Origin of the sequence: Aurantimonas aggregata (assembly GCF_010500835.1) — a bacterium.
Lineage (GTDB): Bacteria > Pseudomonadota > Alphaproteobacteria > Rhizobiales > Rhizobiaceae > Aurantimonas > Aurantimonas aggregata.
This window is the reverse complement of the sequence record NZ_JAAAMJ010000004.1, coordinates 232,060-246,391: the sequence shown is the minus strand read 5'-3', so window position 1 is coordinate 246,391 and position 14,332 is coordinate 232,060. Positions and strand designations below refer to the sequence as shown.

Sequence of the window (14,332 nt, the reverse complement as noted above, 5' to 3'; positions counted from 1 at the left end):
CGGCCAGTGCCAGAAGCCGACGCGCCTGCGCCGCATGCTTTGTCGTCTTGGCCAGCTCTCGAAGAGCGGGTCCGTTGAAATCGGAACGAAGCGGGATCGCTGAAGCCATGGCAAACCTCCGTTTGCCTCCATCGATTCAGACTTCGCCCGCCTTGGGAACCCCTACAGAGTCAGCTATCGCGCACGTTGGTATAAGTGGACAAGTGCGAACGTCTGCGACACTTAGCAATTTCGCTTGCGCTTCCGGTGGCCTCCCACCGCCTCAGCAGGGCGCCGACACGCAGAGGGATTTTCTGATGGAACAGGTTGAACGGTTCTCCTCCTCACTTACGGAGGACGGGCGCTACCGGATCCTGATCGAGGCGGTCACGGACTACGCCATCTACATGCTTGATCACAGCGGCATAGTCACCAGCTGGAATCCAGGGGCTCGACGGTTCAAAGGCTACGAGGAAGCGGAGATTCTGGGAGAGCATTTCTCCCGTTTCTATACCGAGGAGGACAAGGCGGTTGGGCTGCCCGCTCGCGCCCTTCAGACGGCGGCTTCGGAGGGAAAGTTCGAGAGCGAGGGCTGGCGCGTTCGCAAGGACGGCTCTCGCTTCTGGGCCTATGTCGTGATCGATCCCATCCGAGACATGGATGGCAATCTTGTTGGATTCGCCAAAGTCACGCGTGATCTGACCGAGCGCAAGGAACATCAGGAAGCTCTGGAACGGGCTCGAGAGGCTTTGTTCCAGTCGCAGAAGATGGAGGCGATCGGTCAGCTCACCGGGGGCATGGCGCACGACTTCAACAACCTTCTGATGGCGATCCTCGGCAGCCTGGAAATGGTACGCAAGCGTATCCCCGAGGATCGACGGATCACGCCCCTGCTCGACAACGCTATTGCTGCAGGCGAGCGCGGTGCCGCGCTGACGCAGCGCATGCTGGCCTTTGCCCGCCGCCAGACCCTGGAGTTGAGTCCGGTCGCGTTACCTGCCCTCGTAGCCGGAATGGCTGGTCTGCTGGAGCGATCGGTCGGAGCCGAGATCGAAATCCAGACGCAGTTCCCTCTGATCCTGCCGCCGGTGCTGACAGACGCCAATCAGCTGGAGTTGGCGCTCCTCAACATTGCGGTGAATGCGCGAGATGCCATGCCCGGCGGTGGGACCATCATGATCTCAGCGCGCCGAAAGGAGGTTTCCGCCGGCGAAGAAGGAAGGCTGACCCCCGGGAGCTACGTTTGCCTCGCAATTACCGACACTGGTGAAGGTATGGACGAGACGACACTTGCACGGGCGACGGATCCCTTCTTCACCACCAAAGGTGTCGGCAAGGGAACCGGCCTTGGTTTATCCATGGTCTATGGCGTTGCAGAGCAGTCGGGCGGCAGCCTCACGCTGAAGAGCCGAAAGGGAAAGGGCACCACGGCGGAAATCCACCTACCCATCGCCGAGGCAGCGCCGCTTCCGGAGCAAAAGCCGGTGCAGGCGCGGCCGCCGGAGCCGGCCACGTCTTGCCTCACCGTTCTCGCAGTGGATGACGATCCGCTGGTGCTGATGAACACGGTGGTGATGCTGGAGGACATGGGGCACCGGGTGTTCGAGGCGACATCCGGGGCCGAGGCGCTGGAAATTCTGAGGCGCGAAGAAGGCGTAGATCTAGTGATTACCGATCATGCGATGCCGCGCATGACTGGCGCGCAACTTGCGAAGGCCATCAGATCACAGTGGCCCGATACGCCGATGATACTGGCCACCGGCTACGCAGAACTGCCACCAGGATCGGACGAGGGGCTATTGAAGCTTGATAAGCCGTTTCGGGCCGCGAAACTCGCCGCCGCCATATCACAGGCCGTTGGATGAAGTCCGAGTAGCCGGCCAGCCGCCGCCCCGGTTAAGGGACGGCGGCTTCTGCAGGACGTAACGAGCAGGTAGCGCCTACTTGAAGACGGGCTCTTCATAGTACGGCGCCGGCTCCTCGTAGGTCGCCGCATAGACCGGGTCCTTGCCCTTGCCCAAGCCGCCACCGCCGAACTCGTAGCGCAGACCGGCGCGGACTGCGTGCAGGTTGAATCCATCGTCGCGGCCCTGGACGCCGCTGGCGCCAAATGCACTATCGACCTGGTCGTAGCCGAAGGCATCACCTTCGAAGACGCGGGTGTAGCGGTAGCCGACGTCGAGCTTGAGCTGCTTGGTTAGGTCGACGCTGGCGCCGGCCATCAGCGAGGAAGCGAACCGCCAGCTCTCCTCGCCCTCGTGGTAGCCGATGAAGTTGCCCTCGGCACCGCAGGTCGGATTGCAGATCTCGTTCTTCATCTTGCCGTAGCCGACATGGGCGAAGCCGAGGCCGGCGCCGACATACGGCGTGACGGAGCCGAATTTCTTCAGGTCGACATAAGCGTTCGCCATCGCCGTCCAGACGTCGGCCGACGAACTGTCATTGTAGTTGCAACCGACGCCGACATAGCTCGGGCAGTCGCTGCGGCCATCGATATCGAGGTCGTAATAGTCGAGCGAAACGTCGGCGCGTAAGTGGTCGGAGAAGCGGTAACCGACACCGGCACCGACCGTATATGATGCCTTCGTCTCCAGCTCGTCGTAGTGATAGCGGGAGCCGCTTTCGCCAAAGACGCTATAATCGCCGCTGGTCTTGCTGCTGAAGAGGTAGCCCGCATCGCCGCGGATATACCAGCTCGAGTAGCTTTCCCTGACGGGCTCCTCGTAAACGGGCACCGGGGGCTCGACGAAGATCGGCTCGATTATGTCCGCCGCCTGCGTCGCGGCGGACATGCACGACAGGACGCCGATTGCGGCGACGGTCGTCATCAGCATCGCTTTCATTTTCAATGTTCTCCCCGACTGAATAACGGCCGCGGCAGGAATGCTTACCGCGCTCTTAACGAACACGGTAAATCGTAATGGTTAATGATTTTGCCCCTGCGAGCGGGGCACGGTAGAACTACTGATTAGGTCAGCAAGGAACCTACGCGTCGATGGCCCGTTGCGCTTCAATCCGCAGCGGAAGGGACGGAAGAAATGATCATACTTGATACGCTTGAGCGTTTGGAAACCGGCGTCATTACGGAAGCTGAGGCTTTGGAGCAAATTGGGGCTCGGCATGCCAAGGGCGTTCACTATCGTTCGGGGGAACCCACTATGGCCAACAGTCAGAGCGGCCATGGTTCCTCAGCACAAGCGTTGGTGGACAGGCAAGTCGCTTGAGCAGACACCGAGGATCGGAGATGGACGACACAGCCAAAGACCTTGCCGCCAAAATTGCCGCCGCCGAACGAGAGCGGACGGTGTGGTCGGAGGGACGGAAAGCATTTCGTGCCGGTGGCATTGCGGTTCTCAATCCACACTCACCGCGATCGCCCGACCACACCCTGTGGGCCGAAGGGTTCGACGCCGAGCGGGAGGCGACGAAGGCCCCGATCTGGTCCGAATAGCTTCAGCAGACAATTTCTCAGCGCAAAAGGGCCCGGCACGGGCAGACCCGGGCGAGCCAGTTGTGCAAGCAATCCTGAAGGTACCGCTCCACTGAGCATTTTCGCGAGCCGGGCGCAATCCGCTGATGCGCCCTACCCCTTGGCTTGGTCCTTCCGCATCGACTGGATGATGTTCTTTAGGTCACTCAGGTCGTGCTCCTGCTGAAGATCCTCTCGCAGCTTCCGCTCGTCGCGGTCCCGGTCCAGTCGGTCCGCCATCAGCCGCACCGTCTCGTGGAACTTGATGATCGTCTCGTGTAGGTCACCGATCGCTGTGATGAGCGCGTCCTGGGTGATGCGGTCGGAATACGGCTGCACCGAACTGATCGCCGTGACGGCGCGGTCCGCAGCATTGCCGTCCGTGACCTTGCCAGCCCCCTTCATCATCGACCGGACCATCACGAAGGCGGCGCCGATCGCAGCGCAGACGTAGAAGAGCGAAATCGCCCAGTCGGGCAGTCCATCAATTCCGGGCGGCATGATGCACGTCTTCCATTCCGATGGCGTAGCGAGCGAACCCCCGCCAGCCGGTTTCCGGGATCGCGCCCGAGCGATGGCGATCCGCTCCAGAGTGCCGGCCTCCTGCGCCGCAATCTTCATGTTGCTCACCTCGTAGATCGCCACGGCCACGAACAGGTAGCCGCCCCAAGTCGCAGGGTTGGTGAGCAGGAAGCCCGCTGCGACCGAAACCCAGAAGAACAGGCTGTAGAAAGCCGCGATGGCCCGCAGGAACGCCGTCCGCCACCAGGCGCCGTTGAAGATCAGGATGACCAGGCGGACCGTGCCGGCGAGCAGGAACCAGCTGCCCCAGGTATCTTACGATCCCCACCACTGCAGGACGGCATAGCTCGGCGAGCTGGCGAAGGTGCTCACCGGCAAGGGAGGACCATGCCGAACAGCAGGAGCACGGTCGCGAAGAACCACTCCAGCCGCCTGGCGCGGTAGCTCTCGGCGAGCTTGTCGAAATGCTATGATGATCATGGGCTCACCACCGGGCTAACCATCAGTGCCCGCAGGGTGATCACCGCCACGCCGGCGGCGACGCCCCAGAACGTGAAGCGGAAGGTTCTCACCGGCCCATCCGTTTCATGATCGCGTAGAAGGCGTCATCAGTGGTGGCCGCCTTTGCCGCCACGCTTCCCACCTCGCGACTGACTTTCGATTTCGGCGAGGCCGCGGCGATCGCCACCAGGTCGTTGTCGACCCGCTTGATGATGTCGAGCACCGACGGCGGCAGGATGTATTCCAGCGCCTTTGCGATGCCGAGCGCGATGCAGATAGCGAATAGGATCTCCTTTCGCGCGGTGGGGACTCTTTTCGGACATCGGAAACGGGCTTAACCTCAGGCATGCCCGATGATCGCTACACCCTTCGCAAGGATCCCGACGGCACATGGAGTGTCGTCGACATCTTCTCGGACCTGCCCGCGGTCGTTCATAACCAGGTGATGATCCTGATGGACGTGGAAGAGGCTGAGGAGGTGGTTCACCTGCTTAACGGGCTCGACCGTGCAAAACGGGTAGCAGCAGCTACGCGGCACTAGGAAGGGAGCGGGCAGACCCGGATCAGTGCGCCTACGCGATCGGGCCAGCACTATGAGGGGCCCGTCGTGATATGGTTGCTCTTACCTTTTCTCGAGGAGCTACCAATCACGATGGATATGAGCGCAAAAGCCCAGGCTGCCTCGCACTTCCGAGCGACACGAGATGCTAAGACAGCCTCTGCGTCGAAACGGATCAGCGGGGGAACGTGTGAAGGCGGACACCGAAAAATCAGCTCGCCTCAAAGCGGCGCGACTAGCGAAGGCCAAACAAGACGCCCAAGAAGAGAAGTAGCCGCCCGGGCTTGGCCCCTGCGAGTTACTCGGCGAAGAAGCTTAGGACTGCGAGCGCCCCCATCGAGAGATAGAGCAGCCAAGAGCCGCTGAAGCTGAAATGCGTCATCAGGAACTCAGGAAATGTCATCGCTGCCTCCCTGCCGGGCCGGCTTGATGCCGCCCACGCTCAATGGCGCGAAGACAGGCCGAAGGGCGCGATGTCTATTCCTCCCGCGAACGAGCGACCTCCTCCGCACGAGCAACAATAGTACCGTTTCCTTACGAGGCAAGCGTTGCTGCACCGACCACTCGGTTATGCGAGAAACTACTCCCGGATGTCGTCGAAGCTTTTGAGGCGCTGGGGCTGGTCGCTCGGGCCTTCTGCGAACACGATGGTGTCGATGTCCGCTATCTCGCGCTGTGCTCGCCTGTCCCATCCGCGGTGGATGAAGTAGGGCTGGCCCCAAACCCTCACTGCTGCGATGTAGCGGTCATCCTTGAACCCGACGAAGTGAACGGCGCGTATGTCCGCTCTCCTGACATTTGTAGGCGACGGCACCCGGGGCATGATCGCTCGCGAACCAGATGTGGTTCCACAGTTCCACGGCGCCGATCTCCACCACGCGCTCGACCGCCGGGTCGAGCCCAGTGGTTTCCGTGTCGAAGACGATTTCGCGCATAGGATACTCCGCTTCCGGTCTCCTTGTCGGGCAGTCCGGTCGCGGAGGCGAGGCGACAGGGACGGCGAAGCGCCCTAGTTCAGGAGACGATGCCGGTTCCGGCGCTTGCCGTCGCTATCCCGCAATTGCCTACGGAGAGGCCCGATTACGCTCCCGTTGGAGGCGATGGCGCCGCGATGTCGCTGTCGTCGGCTTCGTCGTATTCCGGTGAACGGCCACCATTGGGCAGCTTGCTCTGTTTCCGTTTGACATGTTCGGTTTCCGTCTCGCCGGACGTGTTGTCTTCGGTGGCGATCTTCGACCTGTCCTCGCGGTACTCTGCACCGTCCTTCTTCGTTTTGCTGATCTCAGACATCGTAGCTTCCTCTCGTTGCAGATTGAGGAAAGCTCAGCGCACGGCTCCGGTTCCGTTATCGGGACTGTCGGTTGCTCTGCGCCGCCAAGTGCTAATGCCTTGCATTCCGTACCACCCACGCCATCTGCTCGCCCCCAACCAGAGGAAAGTAAATGCGTGCAAGAAGCCTTGGCATCGTTGCCACACTGGGATTCATCAGTCTCGCCGTTTCAGGCTGCGTAGATGAAGGTCCTCGCTACGGAGGCGGCTACAGCTCTTCAGGGCCTGTCGTTATAGATCGCGACGTCAGCAGGCCGGATCCGCGCGTTAGTGATCGTGACTTCAGAGACCGCGGTGATCGGCGTCGAGATCGAGGGCCAGACCGCGCCGGTCGCGATGATCGGCGTGATAGCCGCGGCGGCCCCGATCGCCGAGATGATTTTCGGCGCGACGGCGCTGATCGCAATCAAGCGCGTGATCGCGACGACAACCGCGATCGTGAAAGGTTTGCAGCATTCTGCCGGGAAAACCCGCGGGCTCCCCAGTGTGACCGTGACCGCAGCAGAGACGGCCGCAGATCCTGATATGCGAGGGCTGTCCTGAGCAGAGGCGGACGGCGGGGGAGCATTCTATCTCCTCCGTCCACCCACACCCGGTCGCCCGTCCCGCTTGCGATCATTCGCGCGCAAGGGCCAGCCTGGTTTGGTAACTGGCCGGCGGTTACCACCTACGTCTCGTTGGCCGACGCCAGCGACCTCGTCACTAGCTTTTCGCTGCCGCAGAAATAGCAAACGGAATTAGAGCGGTCGAAGTCCCGTGTAAGGCCCAAAGCCCCTGCGATTGTTTCGATCTGTTGGCGAGGGGAAACACCAGTTTCCCGCGCGAGGCAATCGTCGCAGACGCCCTTCGGCGCGCGGGCGATGAGATACGTGAAAATCTGCTCCGGGTTCTCCATGCCCCAAAGCGTATAGGAGATTGAGAGGCTACGCGAGACAGAGCCGAGAGGCCACGCGCTGTCCGATCGCGGTCCTGATCCTAGAAGACACCCGCCGCTAGATGAGCCCATATTGCCAGTGCGACCACGAAGACGACGCCGGCCAGAAGAACCCGCGGCAGAGGGCTGCGCACGGTTTCAAAGACAAGAACCAGAGCGACGCCGGCGCCGCCTAAAAGCGCTGCGGCCGCTGCGAAATCCTCGGAACCCCCATTCATGACGGTAACGCTCCCACCAGCAGCCTGATGTAGGCCGCGAGAGCGGCACCGCCATCCTTCTTTACCGCGGCAACGCGTTGGGTTCTAAGGGCGACTCAGCATGAAAAGGACTCAGCATGGCCGCTTCGCCCGGGCGACAGCATTTCGTCGACACCAACAATCAGAAAATCGTCGTGGTCGTTCAGATGATCACCCACCTGAAGCAGGCGGGCGCAGAACGCACCGAGGTCTTCTTCGTCGGCGGAAACAGTGCCGTTGTCCAAGGGGCGATCGATGCCGTCTTCGGGCGCCTCTGGTCCTGATTCATCCGAACAAGCTTCTCCGTTTCCGTTGCACCGCGCGGCAAACCTGAACGGCGGATGAACAGGCCATTCTAGACCCGTTAACCGTCCCACACGCATTCCGCTCGATGTGGTTGCAGCACCCCGTCCCTATCGGTGCAACCACCAGGCCGGATCGTCCCCGAGGCGATCCGGCCTTGCCATGCTGGAGTGAGTAAGAATGGATGCGGAGCGAGAACTACGGGAGGCCGTGAACCGAATGCTGGATTCGCTTGATCCCGTCGTTCAAACCTACGGAGGGCTGGACCCTTACCTGCTCGTTGACCTGATCTCTGAAGATCTCGATGTCTCTCACGACAGGATCGAGGCGGTTATCAGAGAAGAAGCGAGCAAACGGTCAATCCCCTTGCTTCCTGCTGACCGGCAAACCGCGCTTTGATCGCGGCGGAGCGACTGAAGCAGCAAGCTTGCACCGTCGCAGCAATGCCACCTTCTTCCGTCTATAGCTTGGCCGGCGTCGAAAGAGTGAGAGTCCGCAATGTCGATTGAGATCAACGAAGCCGATCGGTTCCTCGCCAAGGGGTCCGACGGCAAGGCCTACGATGTTCATCAGGTTCTGGTGCCCGAGTCAGACGGCAGTCCCGAGAGGACCGAGTGGCTCCTTTCGTCAGGGGTCAAGCTGACGACCAGCGATGGCATCTCGTTTACGGTGCCGTGGGAAGATCTCGTCCTGACGAAGGTCGGGGGATGAGCCTTCATCCGGGACATAGCGTTTGAGGTTAAACGAGCCCGCCGACCAGTAGCCTGACGGGCTTGTATCTGAGACGAATGCTGCACGTTTCAGCGGAACTACGGGCCGCCCGCGACCGAACCCATGACAACCATCACGAGATCATCCAGATCGACCGCGCCATGGATGGTCACCAGATCGTCCGTCGCATTTACCGTCAACTGACCATCGCTGTTTTCGGACTGGCGCTGCAGCTCGTCGATGATGGCCTGCCGGATCTCGCTCTCGACGCTCATCGCGAGCGCTCCCTCGCCGGATCGTCGCCGGGAATTTCGCCCTCCTCGTCCATCGTTTCGTCGATCGCCTCACCGAGGGACTCGTCGACGTCCTTGGGCGGGAGCTTCTTGCCTGTATTTACGTCAAGCGAATCTGGATTCTCGAAGACGCTGTTGTCTTTGGAAGCGTCGCTCTTGATGGTCGCCATCGACATCTCTCCTCTGGTTTCGGAAAGGAAAGCCGGAGGAGCTTGGATGTTCCCAACGCACGATCGCCGGCGATCTCGAAGCTCTGGCCGCCGAACCGGTCGGGATCGGCGAACACTGTAGCGACAATCTTGCCGATGTCCGCAACGGCGATGAACTGCATCGACTGATCCGGCCGGGCGAAGAACGTGAACCGATCCTCGTCCAGTCCGAAGCCGGGCATCGTCAGCATCTCCATGAACACCGCCGGGCGCACGATGGTCCAAGTGATCGGCAGCGTTCGCACGGCCACCCGGCCGCCGGTCTGGATCACCGTGTTGAGCTCGTCGCCGGACAGCTTGCCGGCGGCCATGGCCTTCGTGAGCGCATTGGTGACGGATGCGGCGCGCTCAGCACGGGCACCGGAGACGACTAGGGCGAGGTTCAGCGCCTCCGTGTAATCCAGCTGTTGGATGGTCGAGTAGCCAAGCTCGCGCCACGCCGTGGCGTTTCCGATGTAGCTCTCGGCCGTGTTCGCCAGATCGGAATAGGTGCGGCGAGCGACCGTGCCCAGGCGCTCCATCACCGCGGCGCCGGCTTCCGTGCTTCCTGCAGCAAGGCTGACCCGGGCACTGATGTCGGACCAGGTGTCGGCGTAGCGAGCGAGTGCACCGGTGGCGAGTGCGGCCGTGACGAGCCCGATCGCCCGGCCCACCATGCGCGCCGCCATCTCCCACTTGCCATAGGCCAGAGCGGCACGGTTGGCCGACCCGGCCGCGTTGTCGTTTGCCGCGGCGGCGGCTCGCCCGGCGGTGGACGCCTCTCGCCCAACGCCTTCGCGGCACGTTCTGCCGATCCCGAAACCTGAGAGAACTTCTCCAGGGAGCGGTTGGCCGCATCGACCTGAACGCTTTCGACGGCAATGCCGAGCCGGGCAATATCCATGGCTTTGCCTTCCTGCAAGCTATTGGCTAGCGTGCCCGCCTCAACTTGGAGACGGGCATGCGGTTAGCGCTGACGGTGGTTTCGATGATGGAAGGGACTCTCTCACGGGATGCCAATCATCCCTCACTAGCCCCCACCCTCCACGTGGACGTTTAGGCCCATGCGAAAGAGCGCCAACCGCAGCCGTTCCAGATCACGAAGCCGGCGACAGATTTCGGCGGCCAACGGAAACACTGAGCCGACCCCCGTCGACGGTGAGGATAGGGAACGGCTCTGGAAAACGATCTTTGGAGATGACCCAATGCCCGAAGATCAGGCGGTGGAGCTTGATCACCGCAGCCGGAGGTCTTGGTGGCAGCGGCTCAAGGAATGGTCGACGATCAGGCGAAGCTGACCTATTCCTCCTGTTGTCGCCGCCGTCCCCGAATACCGCCCGTCGCGGCGTCCCTTGATCCCTCATCCCCCGAACAGGGCGTCAAATAGGTCGCGTCGATCCAGGAGGACGCACGGATGAGGGCTGCCGTCTTCGCCGCGTCGTCGCCAGCCCAGCCGACGTTCAGCCGCGCCGTGTGATAGGCGTCGGCGTCGGCGATCTTGCCGTAGTGGTAGGGCATCTTCAGTCCTCCAGATGTCGCCGCAGCAGACTCGCTTTAAGGATGTCGATCGCGCCCAGCATGCGCTGGAAATCGTCGCCATCAGTTGCGGAGGTGTTCGTCGAACCGTCAGCGCACGTGCCGACGATCATCACGTCAACGACCTCGCCGCTCTCAGCGCTGGCGAGCCAATCGCGGAGCATCTCAATCGTCTGCTGATTGATCTGACCGCGCCTGGTCTTACCCTCGATGCTGACGAGATTGCTCATGCCAAAGCCTCAGGCTGAGGCCGAGGCCGCGGACGCCCTCCGGCCGTGGAGCGAATGTTCAGCCCGCACGTTCTCAATCGCCACAGAGGAGAACGTCATGGCCAAAGCCACTACGAAGAAGCTTGCCCAGTTCCGCATCGAGCCGGACAGCGAAGGGCGGACAGCTCAATTGCATATCGAGGATGATTCCGGCGCGACGCTCGAATTGACTGCTTCTCGAGATCAACTCGACGTGCTGGCGGACACGCTGGACGACATCCTCGCGAAAACCGAGGAAGCCGACGAGGTCTGAGACCTTGGTGCCGGGCGGCTTAATAGGAGATCGCCTGGCACCCCATTTTTCATCCATCATCGCCACCTCGACGGGAGCCGCGGCGTCGGCCATTCTGCGTTGGTGGCAGCAGCGGAGGTTACCGATGGCCAAGAGTGCATCAGGCGGCAAAAGCAGCGGTGGCGGCGCAAAGAAGGAGACGTCACAGTCCGTGTCGGCCGTGGCGTCGAAAGGACTTCGGACCGGCAAGCTGACGCCAGCTGAGACTAGAAAGGTTTCCGCTTCCGCGCTCGGCCAAGACGAGACGAAGGGCAAGAAGAAATAACCTTCCCCTCCTTTAGCCGCACGACACGCGTTACCGCTCGCGTGGGAATAAGCGCGGCGTACAGCCTAGTTGTCTAGGGTGCACAACGGTGGTACACAGGCCTACTGAAATGGCTACTGCGAAGCTATAAACGTCAATGACTTAAGGCATATCTCAGCGGAGTCCCTTCCTCTCCGCCAGCCCTATTCCCAAGCTGCTGATGTGTCTCATTCTAATCGGATAAACGGGACAAGTCCCTACCCGTTGCGGATAGAGAATAGGCGCCCTTGAGACTGACCGTTCATCCTTCGACGGCGCTGGCGGAAACCTGCCCACGTTAGCCTCAGCGAGTGCGTTTGGACCTGCCCGAAGGCAGACTTCTCGCTTACGGATCGGGTGGAGACGGATTGGTTCGTTCAAATTCCCCCGCAGAGCAGGTCGGTCGCGGCGGGGCCTGAGCCGAGCTGGCATTCGCTGGAGGAAGCAGTCGATCCAGATTGCAGTAGATGGGCGGCGTGAGCGCCAGTCGGGCTGGGCGCTGGCGATGCTTGGCGCCGGGCCAGAGGCCGCGAGTGCGACTGCGATGGCCATTTCGAGGCGTAGGGGATTGCCACAGGTGCAAAGCCGCGGGCCGCTGGCCCGCGGCTATTCCTCGCGGAAGGATCGCATCATCTGGTCGCTGAACGGCTTGACGAGGTATGACAGTGCGGAGCGGTCGCCGGTCTTGAAGAACACCTCGACGGGCATGCCGGGGACGAGGAGCTGTTCGCCGAGGCCGCGATCCTCGTCGGTGATGGCGATGGTGGAGAGATAGAAGGTCTGGCCGCTGGCCGGGTCTAGGGTCGCCGCCGCGCCGACTATGTCGACCCTTCCGTCGATCTCCGGCGTGGTGCGCTGGTTGAAGGCCGAGAAGCGCAGATTGACGTCCTGGCCGACCGTCACCTGGTCGATATCCGTCGGGGCGAGCCTGGCCTCCACGACGAGTTCCTCGCCATCGGGCACAATGCCCATGACGGTCTCGCCGGGGGTGATGACGCCGTTGACGGTGTGGATATTGAGGTCGTTGACGAAGCCGTCGATCGGGGCCCTCAGATCCATGCGCGACAGGCGGTCCTTTGCGGCAACGATGCGCTCCGACAATTCGGCGATGCGGGCGTCGACATCGCGCAGCTCGCGCTGGGCGTCGGTGCGCACCTGCTGGTCGAGCTCGATGATCTTCATCCGGGCTTCGCTGATCTGCCCTTTGACCCGCGCGATGTTCGCCTCGATCTCGCCCTTCAGCCCGTCGATCTTGGCAAGGTCGCGCTCCATCAGCCTGGTCCTGGTGCCCTCGACCAGTTGCCGCTCGACCAGGGGTGCGAGGCGGTCGAGATCCTCGGCGATCATCTCGCGTTCCACGGCGTTGGACTGGCGCTGCGACTCGAGCCCCTTCACTTGCTCGCCATACTGCTCGATCTGCGACTGCAGCTGGTCGCGCTGGGCTTCGCGGGTGGCGCGGTTGTCGGAGAACAGGCGGCGCTCGCCCTCGGCGATCGCCGCCGTGGCGGCTGCGGTCTCGAAGGCCGGGTCGAACAGCACGGTTTCGGCGCCGTCGCGCTCGGCGCGCAGGCGTGCCTGGCGGCCGATCAGTTCCGACAATTGCGATGCAATGACGCCGAGTTCCGCCTTGGTCTGGGTCTCGTCGAGGCGGATGAGCACGTCGCCGGCCTTCACGACGTCGCCATTGGCGACGAGAATTGCCCCGACGATGCCACCATCGCGATGCTGGATCTCCTTGACCTGCTTCTTCACCGTGACCTTGCCCTGGGCGATGATCGCGCCGGACAGGCTGGCCTGCGCCGCCCAGCCGCCACAGCCCACGATCAGGAATGTCGCGAGGAGACCGGAAGCGACGATCCGCGACCGGATGCCAAACCGCTGGCCATCGTCTGCCGGAGCAGCCTCGACGCCGGTTGCCTTCTGTGGGTCACTCATCGTCGTTCTCCCCTCGAGAATTGCTGTGTCGGTTCTGGCGGCCGCGGTCGGCATCAGCCATCGCGGCCGGCCAGGATGAAGTCATTCGCCGTCAGGTCATGGTGGCCGTGGACGACGAGCTCGAATTCCGCCTCTGGATCCTCGTCGAGATAGCCGGCGACGACGGTGATCTCCCGTTCGCCGGCATCGTCGGCGATGAACTGGTGGCGATAGGTGACGGCGCCAATCTCGGCGGTCGTGGACGTGGCCGCGCCGGCGAAGAACAGCTTCTGTGCAGCGAAGTCGTCGAGGCTCTTGCCCAGACGCGACAGGTCGATGCGGTCGCCGACCGAGAAGTCCTGGATATGGTCGCGGGGCCCACCCTCGTTGGTGAGGGCATCGAGCGAGCGGAACACGAAGATGTCGTTGCCCGCGCCGCCGACCATGATGTTGACCTCGTCGTCGGCGATCAGACGGTCATTGCCGCGGCCACCGCGAATGTTCTCGATCTCGAAGATGCGGGCTTCCTCGGTGCCGTTGATGGTCACCCAGCCATCGGGCAGGTCGACCGTCGCGTCGAAGACGACCTGCGACAGGTCCAGCGTGTCGGTGCCCGCGCCGCCGTGGACCGCATCGACCTCGCCATCGGCGATAAGGATGACGCAATCTTCGCCGTCGCCGCCCTCTAGGATATCGACACCGATACCATCGAGCAGCACGTCGTTGCCGGCGCCCCCGATGAGATGATCATCGCCTTCACCGCCATCAAGCGTGTCGCCGCCCTCGTCGCCGTAGAGGACGTCATCGCCGTCGCCACCGTCGATCGCATCGTCACCGGCGCCGCCGTGGACCGTGTCGTTGCCGGCGGCGGCGACGATCGTGTCGTCGCCGTCGTCGCCGTGCAGGACGTCGTCGCCTTCGCCACCGTCGATCGTGTCGGCGCCGGCACCGCCATGCACCGTGTCGTTGCCCGCCGCGGCAAGGATCGTGTCGTCGCCTTCATCACCGTGGAGG

At 62.4% G+C, this 14,332-nt stretch carries 20 protein-coding genes and 1 pseudogene; 9 read left to right on the top strand and 12 right to left on the bottom strand.

Going from position 1 to position 14,332, the window contains the following annotated elements; translation table 11 throughout:
• Positions 1-296 precede the first annotated feature (296 nt).
• Positions 297-1,844 carry a PAS domain-containing sensor histidine kinase gene (locus tag GTW51_RS08950; protein WP_163043561.1) on the top strand — a complete coding sequence of 516 codons (1,548 nt, stop codon included), beginning with the start codon at positions 297-299 and terminating at the stop codon, positions 1,842-1,844.
• A 75-nt stretch (positions 1,845-1,919) separates the two neighbouring features.
• Here the strand turns inward: GTW51_RS08950 and GTW51_RS08945 are convergent, their stop codons facing one another.
• Positions 1,920-2,822, bottom strand: a complete 903-nt coding sequence (locus GTW51_RS08945; RefSeq protein ID WP_246232814.1) for an outer membrane protein — start codon at positions 2,820-2,822, stop codon at positions 1,920-1,922.
• A 401-nt stretch (positions 2,823-3,223) separates the two neighbouring features.
• Between GTW51_RS08945 and GTW51_RS08940 the strand changes: the two genes are divergently transcribed.
• A complete protein-coding gene (locus tag GTW51_RS08940) occupies positions 3,224-3,430 on the top strand; it encodes a hypothetical protein (RefSeq protein WP_163043560.1) in 207 nt (68 codons plus the stop codon).
• Positions 3,431-3,562: 132 nt separating this feature from the next.
• On the opposite strand, the gene GTW51_RS08935 is transcribed toward GTW51_RS08940, so the two are convergent.
• Positions 3,563-4,099 (bottom strand): hypothetical protein, encoded by a 537-nt coding sequence (locus GTW51_RS08935; protein WP_163043559.1) that lies wholly within the window; start codon positions 4,097-4,099, stop codon positions 3,563-3,565.
• Positions 4,100-4,538: 439 nt separating this feature from the next.
• Positions 4,539-4,694 (bottom strand): hypothetical protein, encoded by a 156-nt coding sequence (locus GTW51_RS08930; RefSeq protein WP_163043558.1) that lies wholly within the window; start codon positions 4,692-4,694, stop codon positions 4,539-4,541.
• Between the two features lie 123 nt (positions 4,695-4,817).
• On the opposite strand from GTW51_RS08930, the gene GTW51_RS08925 reads away from it, so the two are divergent.
• Positions 4,818-5,012 (top strand): hypothetical protein, encoded by a 195-nt coding sequence (locus GTW51_RS08925; protein ID WP_163043557.1) that lies wholly within the window; start codon positions 4,818-4,820, stop codon positions 5,010-5,012.
• 860 nt (positions 5,013-5,872) lie between these two features.
• Here GTW51_RS08925 and GTW51_RS08920 read toward each other — a convergent pair.
• Both GTW51_RS08920 and GTW51_RS08915 read right to left on the bottom strand, forming a co-directional pair.
• Positions 5,873-5,965 (bottom strand): annotated as a pseudogene (locus tag GTW51_RS08920) (exonuclease domain-containing protein); the annotation flags it as partial.
• Positions 5,966-6,110: 145 nt separating this feature from the next.
• The gene (locus tag GTW51_RS08915) at positions 6,111-6,320 is read right to left on the bottom strand and encodes a hypothetical protein (RefSeq protein WP_163043556.1); all 210 of its coding nucleotides are present in this window, start codon (positions 6,318-6,320) and stop codon (positions 6,111-6,113) included.
• Between the two features lie 309 nt (positions 6,321-6,629).
• Between GTW51_RS08915 and GTW51_RS08910 the strand changes: the two genes are divergently transcribed.
• The 4 genes from GTW51_RS08910 to GTW51_RS08895 all read left to right on the top strand — a co-directional run bounded on the left by GTW51_RS08910 (position 6,630) and on the right by GTW51_RS08895 (position 8,543).
• Positions 6,630-6,902 carry a hypothetical protein gene (locus tag GTW51_RS08910; protein WP_163043555.1) on the top strand — a complete coding sequence of 91 codons (273 nt, stop codon included), beginning with the start codon at positions 6,630-6,632 and terminating at the stop codon, positions 6,900-6,902.
• 725 nt (positions 6,903-7,627) lie between these two features.
• On the top strand, positions 7,628-7,813 hold the full coding sequence (locus tag GTW51_RS08905; protein WP_163043554.1) for a hypothetical protein: 186 nt from the start codon (positions 7,628-7,630) through the stop codon (positions 7,811-7,813).
• Positions 7,814-8,051: 238 nt separating this feature from the next.
• Positions 8,052-8,231, top strand: a complete 180-nt coding sequence (locus tag GTW51_RS08900) for a hypothetical protein (protein WP_163043553.1) — start codon at positions 8,052-8,054, stop codon at positions 8,229-8,231.
• 99 nt (positions 8,232-8,330) lie between these two features.
• Positions 8,331-8,543, top strand: a complete 213-nt coding sequence (locus tag GTW51_RS08895; protein ID WP_163043552.1) for a hypothetical protein — start codon at positions 8,331-8,333, stop codon at positions 8,541-8,543.
• 98 nt (positions 8,544-8,641) lie between these two features.
• Here the strand turns inward: GTW51_RS08895 and GTW51_RS23530 are convergent, their stop codons facing one another.
• The 5 genes from GTW51_RS23530 to GTW51_RS08880 all read right to left on the bottom strand — a co-directional run bounded on the left by GTW51_RS23530 (position 8,642) and on the right by GTW51_RS08880 (position 10,790).
• Positions 8,642-8,818 (bottom strand): hypothetical protein, encoded by a 177-nt coding sequence (locus GTW51_RS23530; protein ID WP_203565977.1) that lies wholly within the window; start codon positions 8,816-8,818, stop codon positions 8,642-8,644.
• Positions 8,815-9,006 carry a hypothetical protein gene (locus tag GTW51_RS23525; protein ID WP_203565976.1) on the bottom strand — a complete coding sequence of 64 codons (192 nt, stop codon included), beginning with the start codon at positions 9,004-9,006 and terminating at the stop codon, positions 8,815-8,817. Before GTW51_RS23525 ends, GTW51_RS23530 begins: the two co-directional genes overlap by 4 nt.
• On the bottom strand, positions 8,937-9,701 hold the full coding sequence (locus tag GTW51_RS23520; protein WP_203565975.1) for a tape measure protein: 765 nt from the start codon (positions 9,699-9,701) through the stop codon (positions 8,937-8,939). The genes GTW51_RS23525 and GTW51_RS23520 overlap by 70 nt, the downstream gene beginning before the upstream one ends.
• Positions 9,702-10,323: 622 nt before the next feature.
• The gene (locus tag GTW51_RS08885; RefSeq protein ID WP_163043551.1) at positions 10,324-10,542 is read right to left on the bottom strand and encodes a DnaT-like ssDNA-binding protein; all 219 of its coding nucleotides are present in this window, start codon (positions 10,540-10,542) and stop codon (positions 10,324-10,326) included.
• A 2-nt stretch (positions 10,543-10,544) separates the two neighbouring features.
• Positions 10,545-10,790, bottom strand: coding sequence for a hypothetical protein (locus GTW51_RS08880; protein ID WP_163043550.1), 246 nt, complete (start codon positions 10,788-10,790; stop codon positions 10,545-10,547).
• A 97-nt stretch (positions 10,791-10,887) separates the two neighbouring features.
• On the opposite strand from GTW51_RS08880, the gene GTW51_RS08875 reads away from it, so the two are divergent.
• Together GTW51_RS08875 and GTW51_RS08870 are read left to right on the top strand one after the other, a co-directional pair.
• Positions 10,888-11,082, top strand: a complete 195-nt coding sequence (locus GTW51_RS08875; RefSeq protein ID WP_163043549.1) for a hypothetical protein — start codon at positions 10,888-10,890, stop codon at positions 11,080-11,082.
• Between the two features lie 124 nt (positions 11,083-11,206).
• Positions 11,207-11,386, top strand: a complete 180-nt coding sequence (locus GTW51_RS08870) for a hypothetical protein (protein ID WP_163043548.1) — start codon at positions 11,207-11,209, stop codon at positions 11,384-11,386.
• A gap of 624 nt (positions 11,387-12,010) precedes the next feature.
• Here the strand turns inward: GTW51_RS08870 and GTW51_RS08865 are convergent.
• Together GTW51_RS08865 and GTW51_RS08860 are read right to left on the bottom strand one after the other, a co-directional pair.
• The gene (locus tag GTW51_RS08865) at positions 12,011-13,339 is read right to left on the bottom strand and encodes an HlyD family type I secretion periplasmic adaptor subunit (RefSeq protein WP_163043547.1); all 1,329 of its coding nucleotides are present in this window, start codon (positions 13,337-13,339) and stop codon (positions 12,011-12,013) included.
• A 53-nt stretch (positions 13,340-13,392) separates the two neighbouring features.
• Positions 13,393-14,332: calcium-binding protein (locus GTW51_RS08860; RefSeq protein ID WP_163043546.1), on the bottom strand; the 940-nt coding region annotated here is incomplete at its 5' end.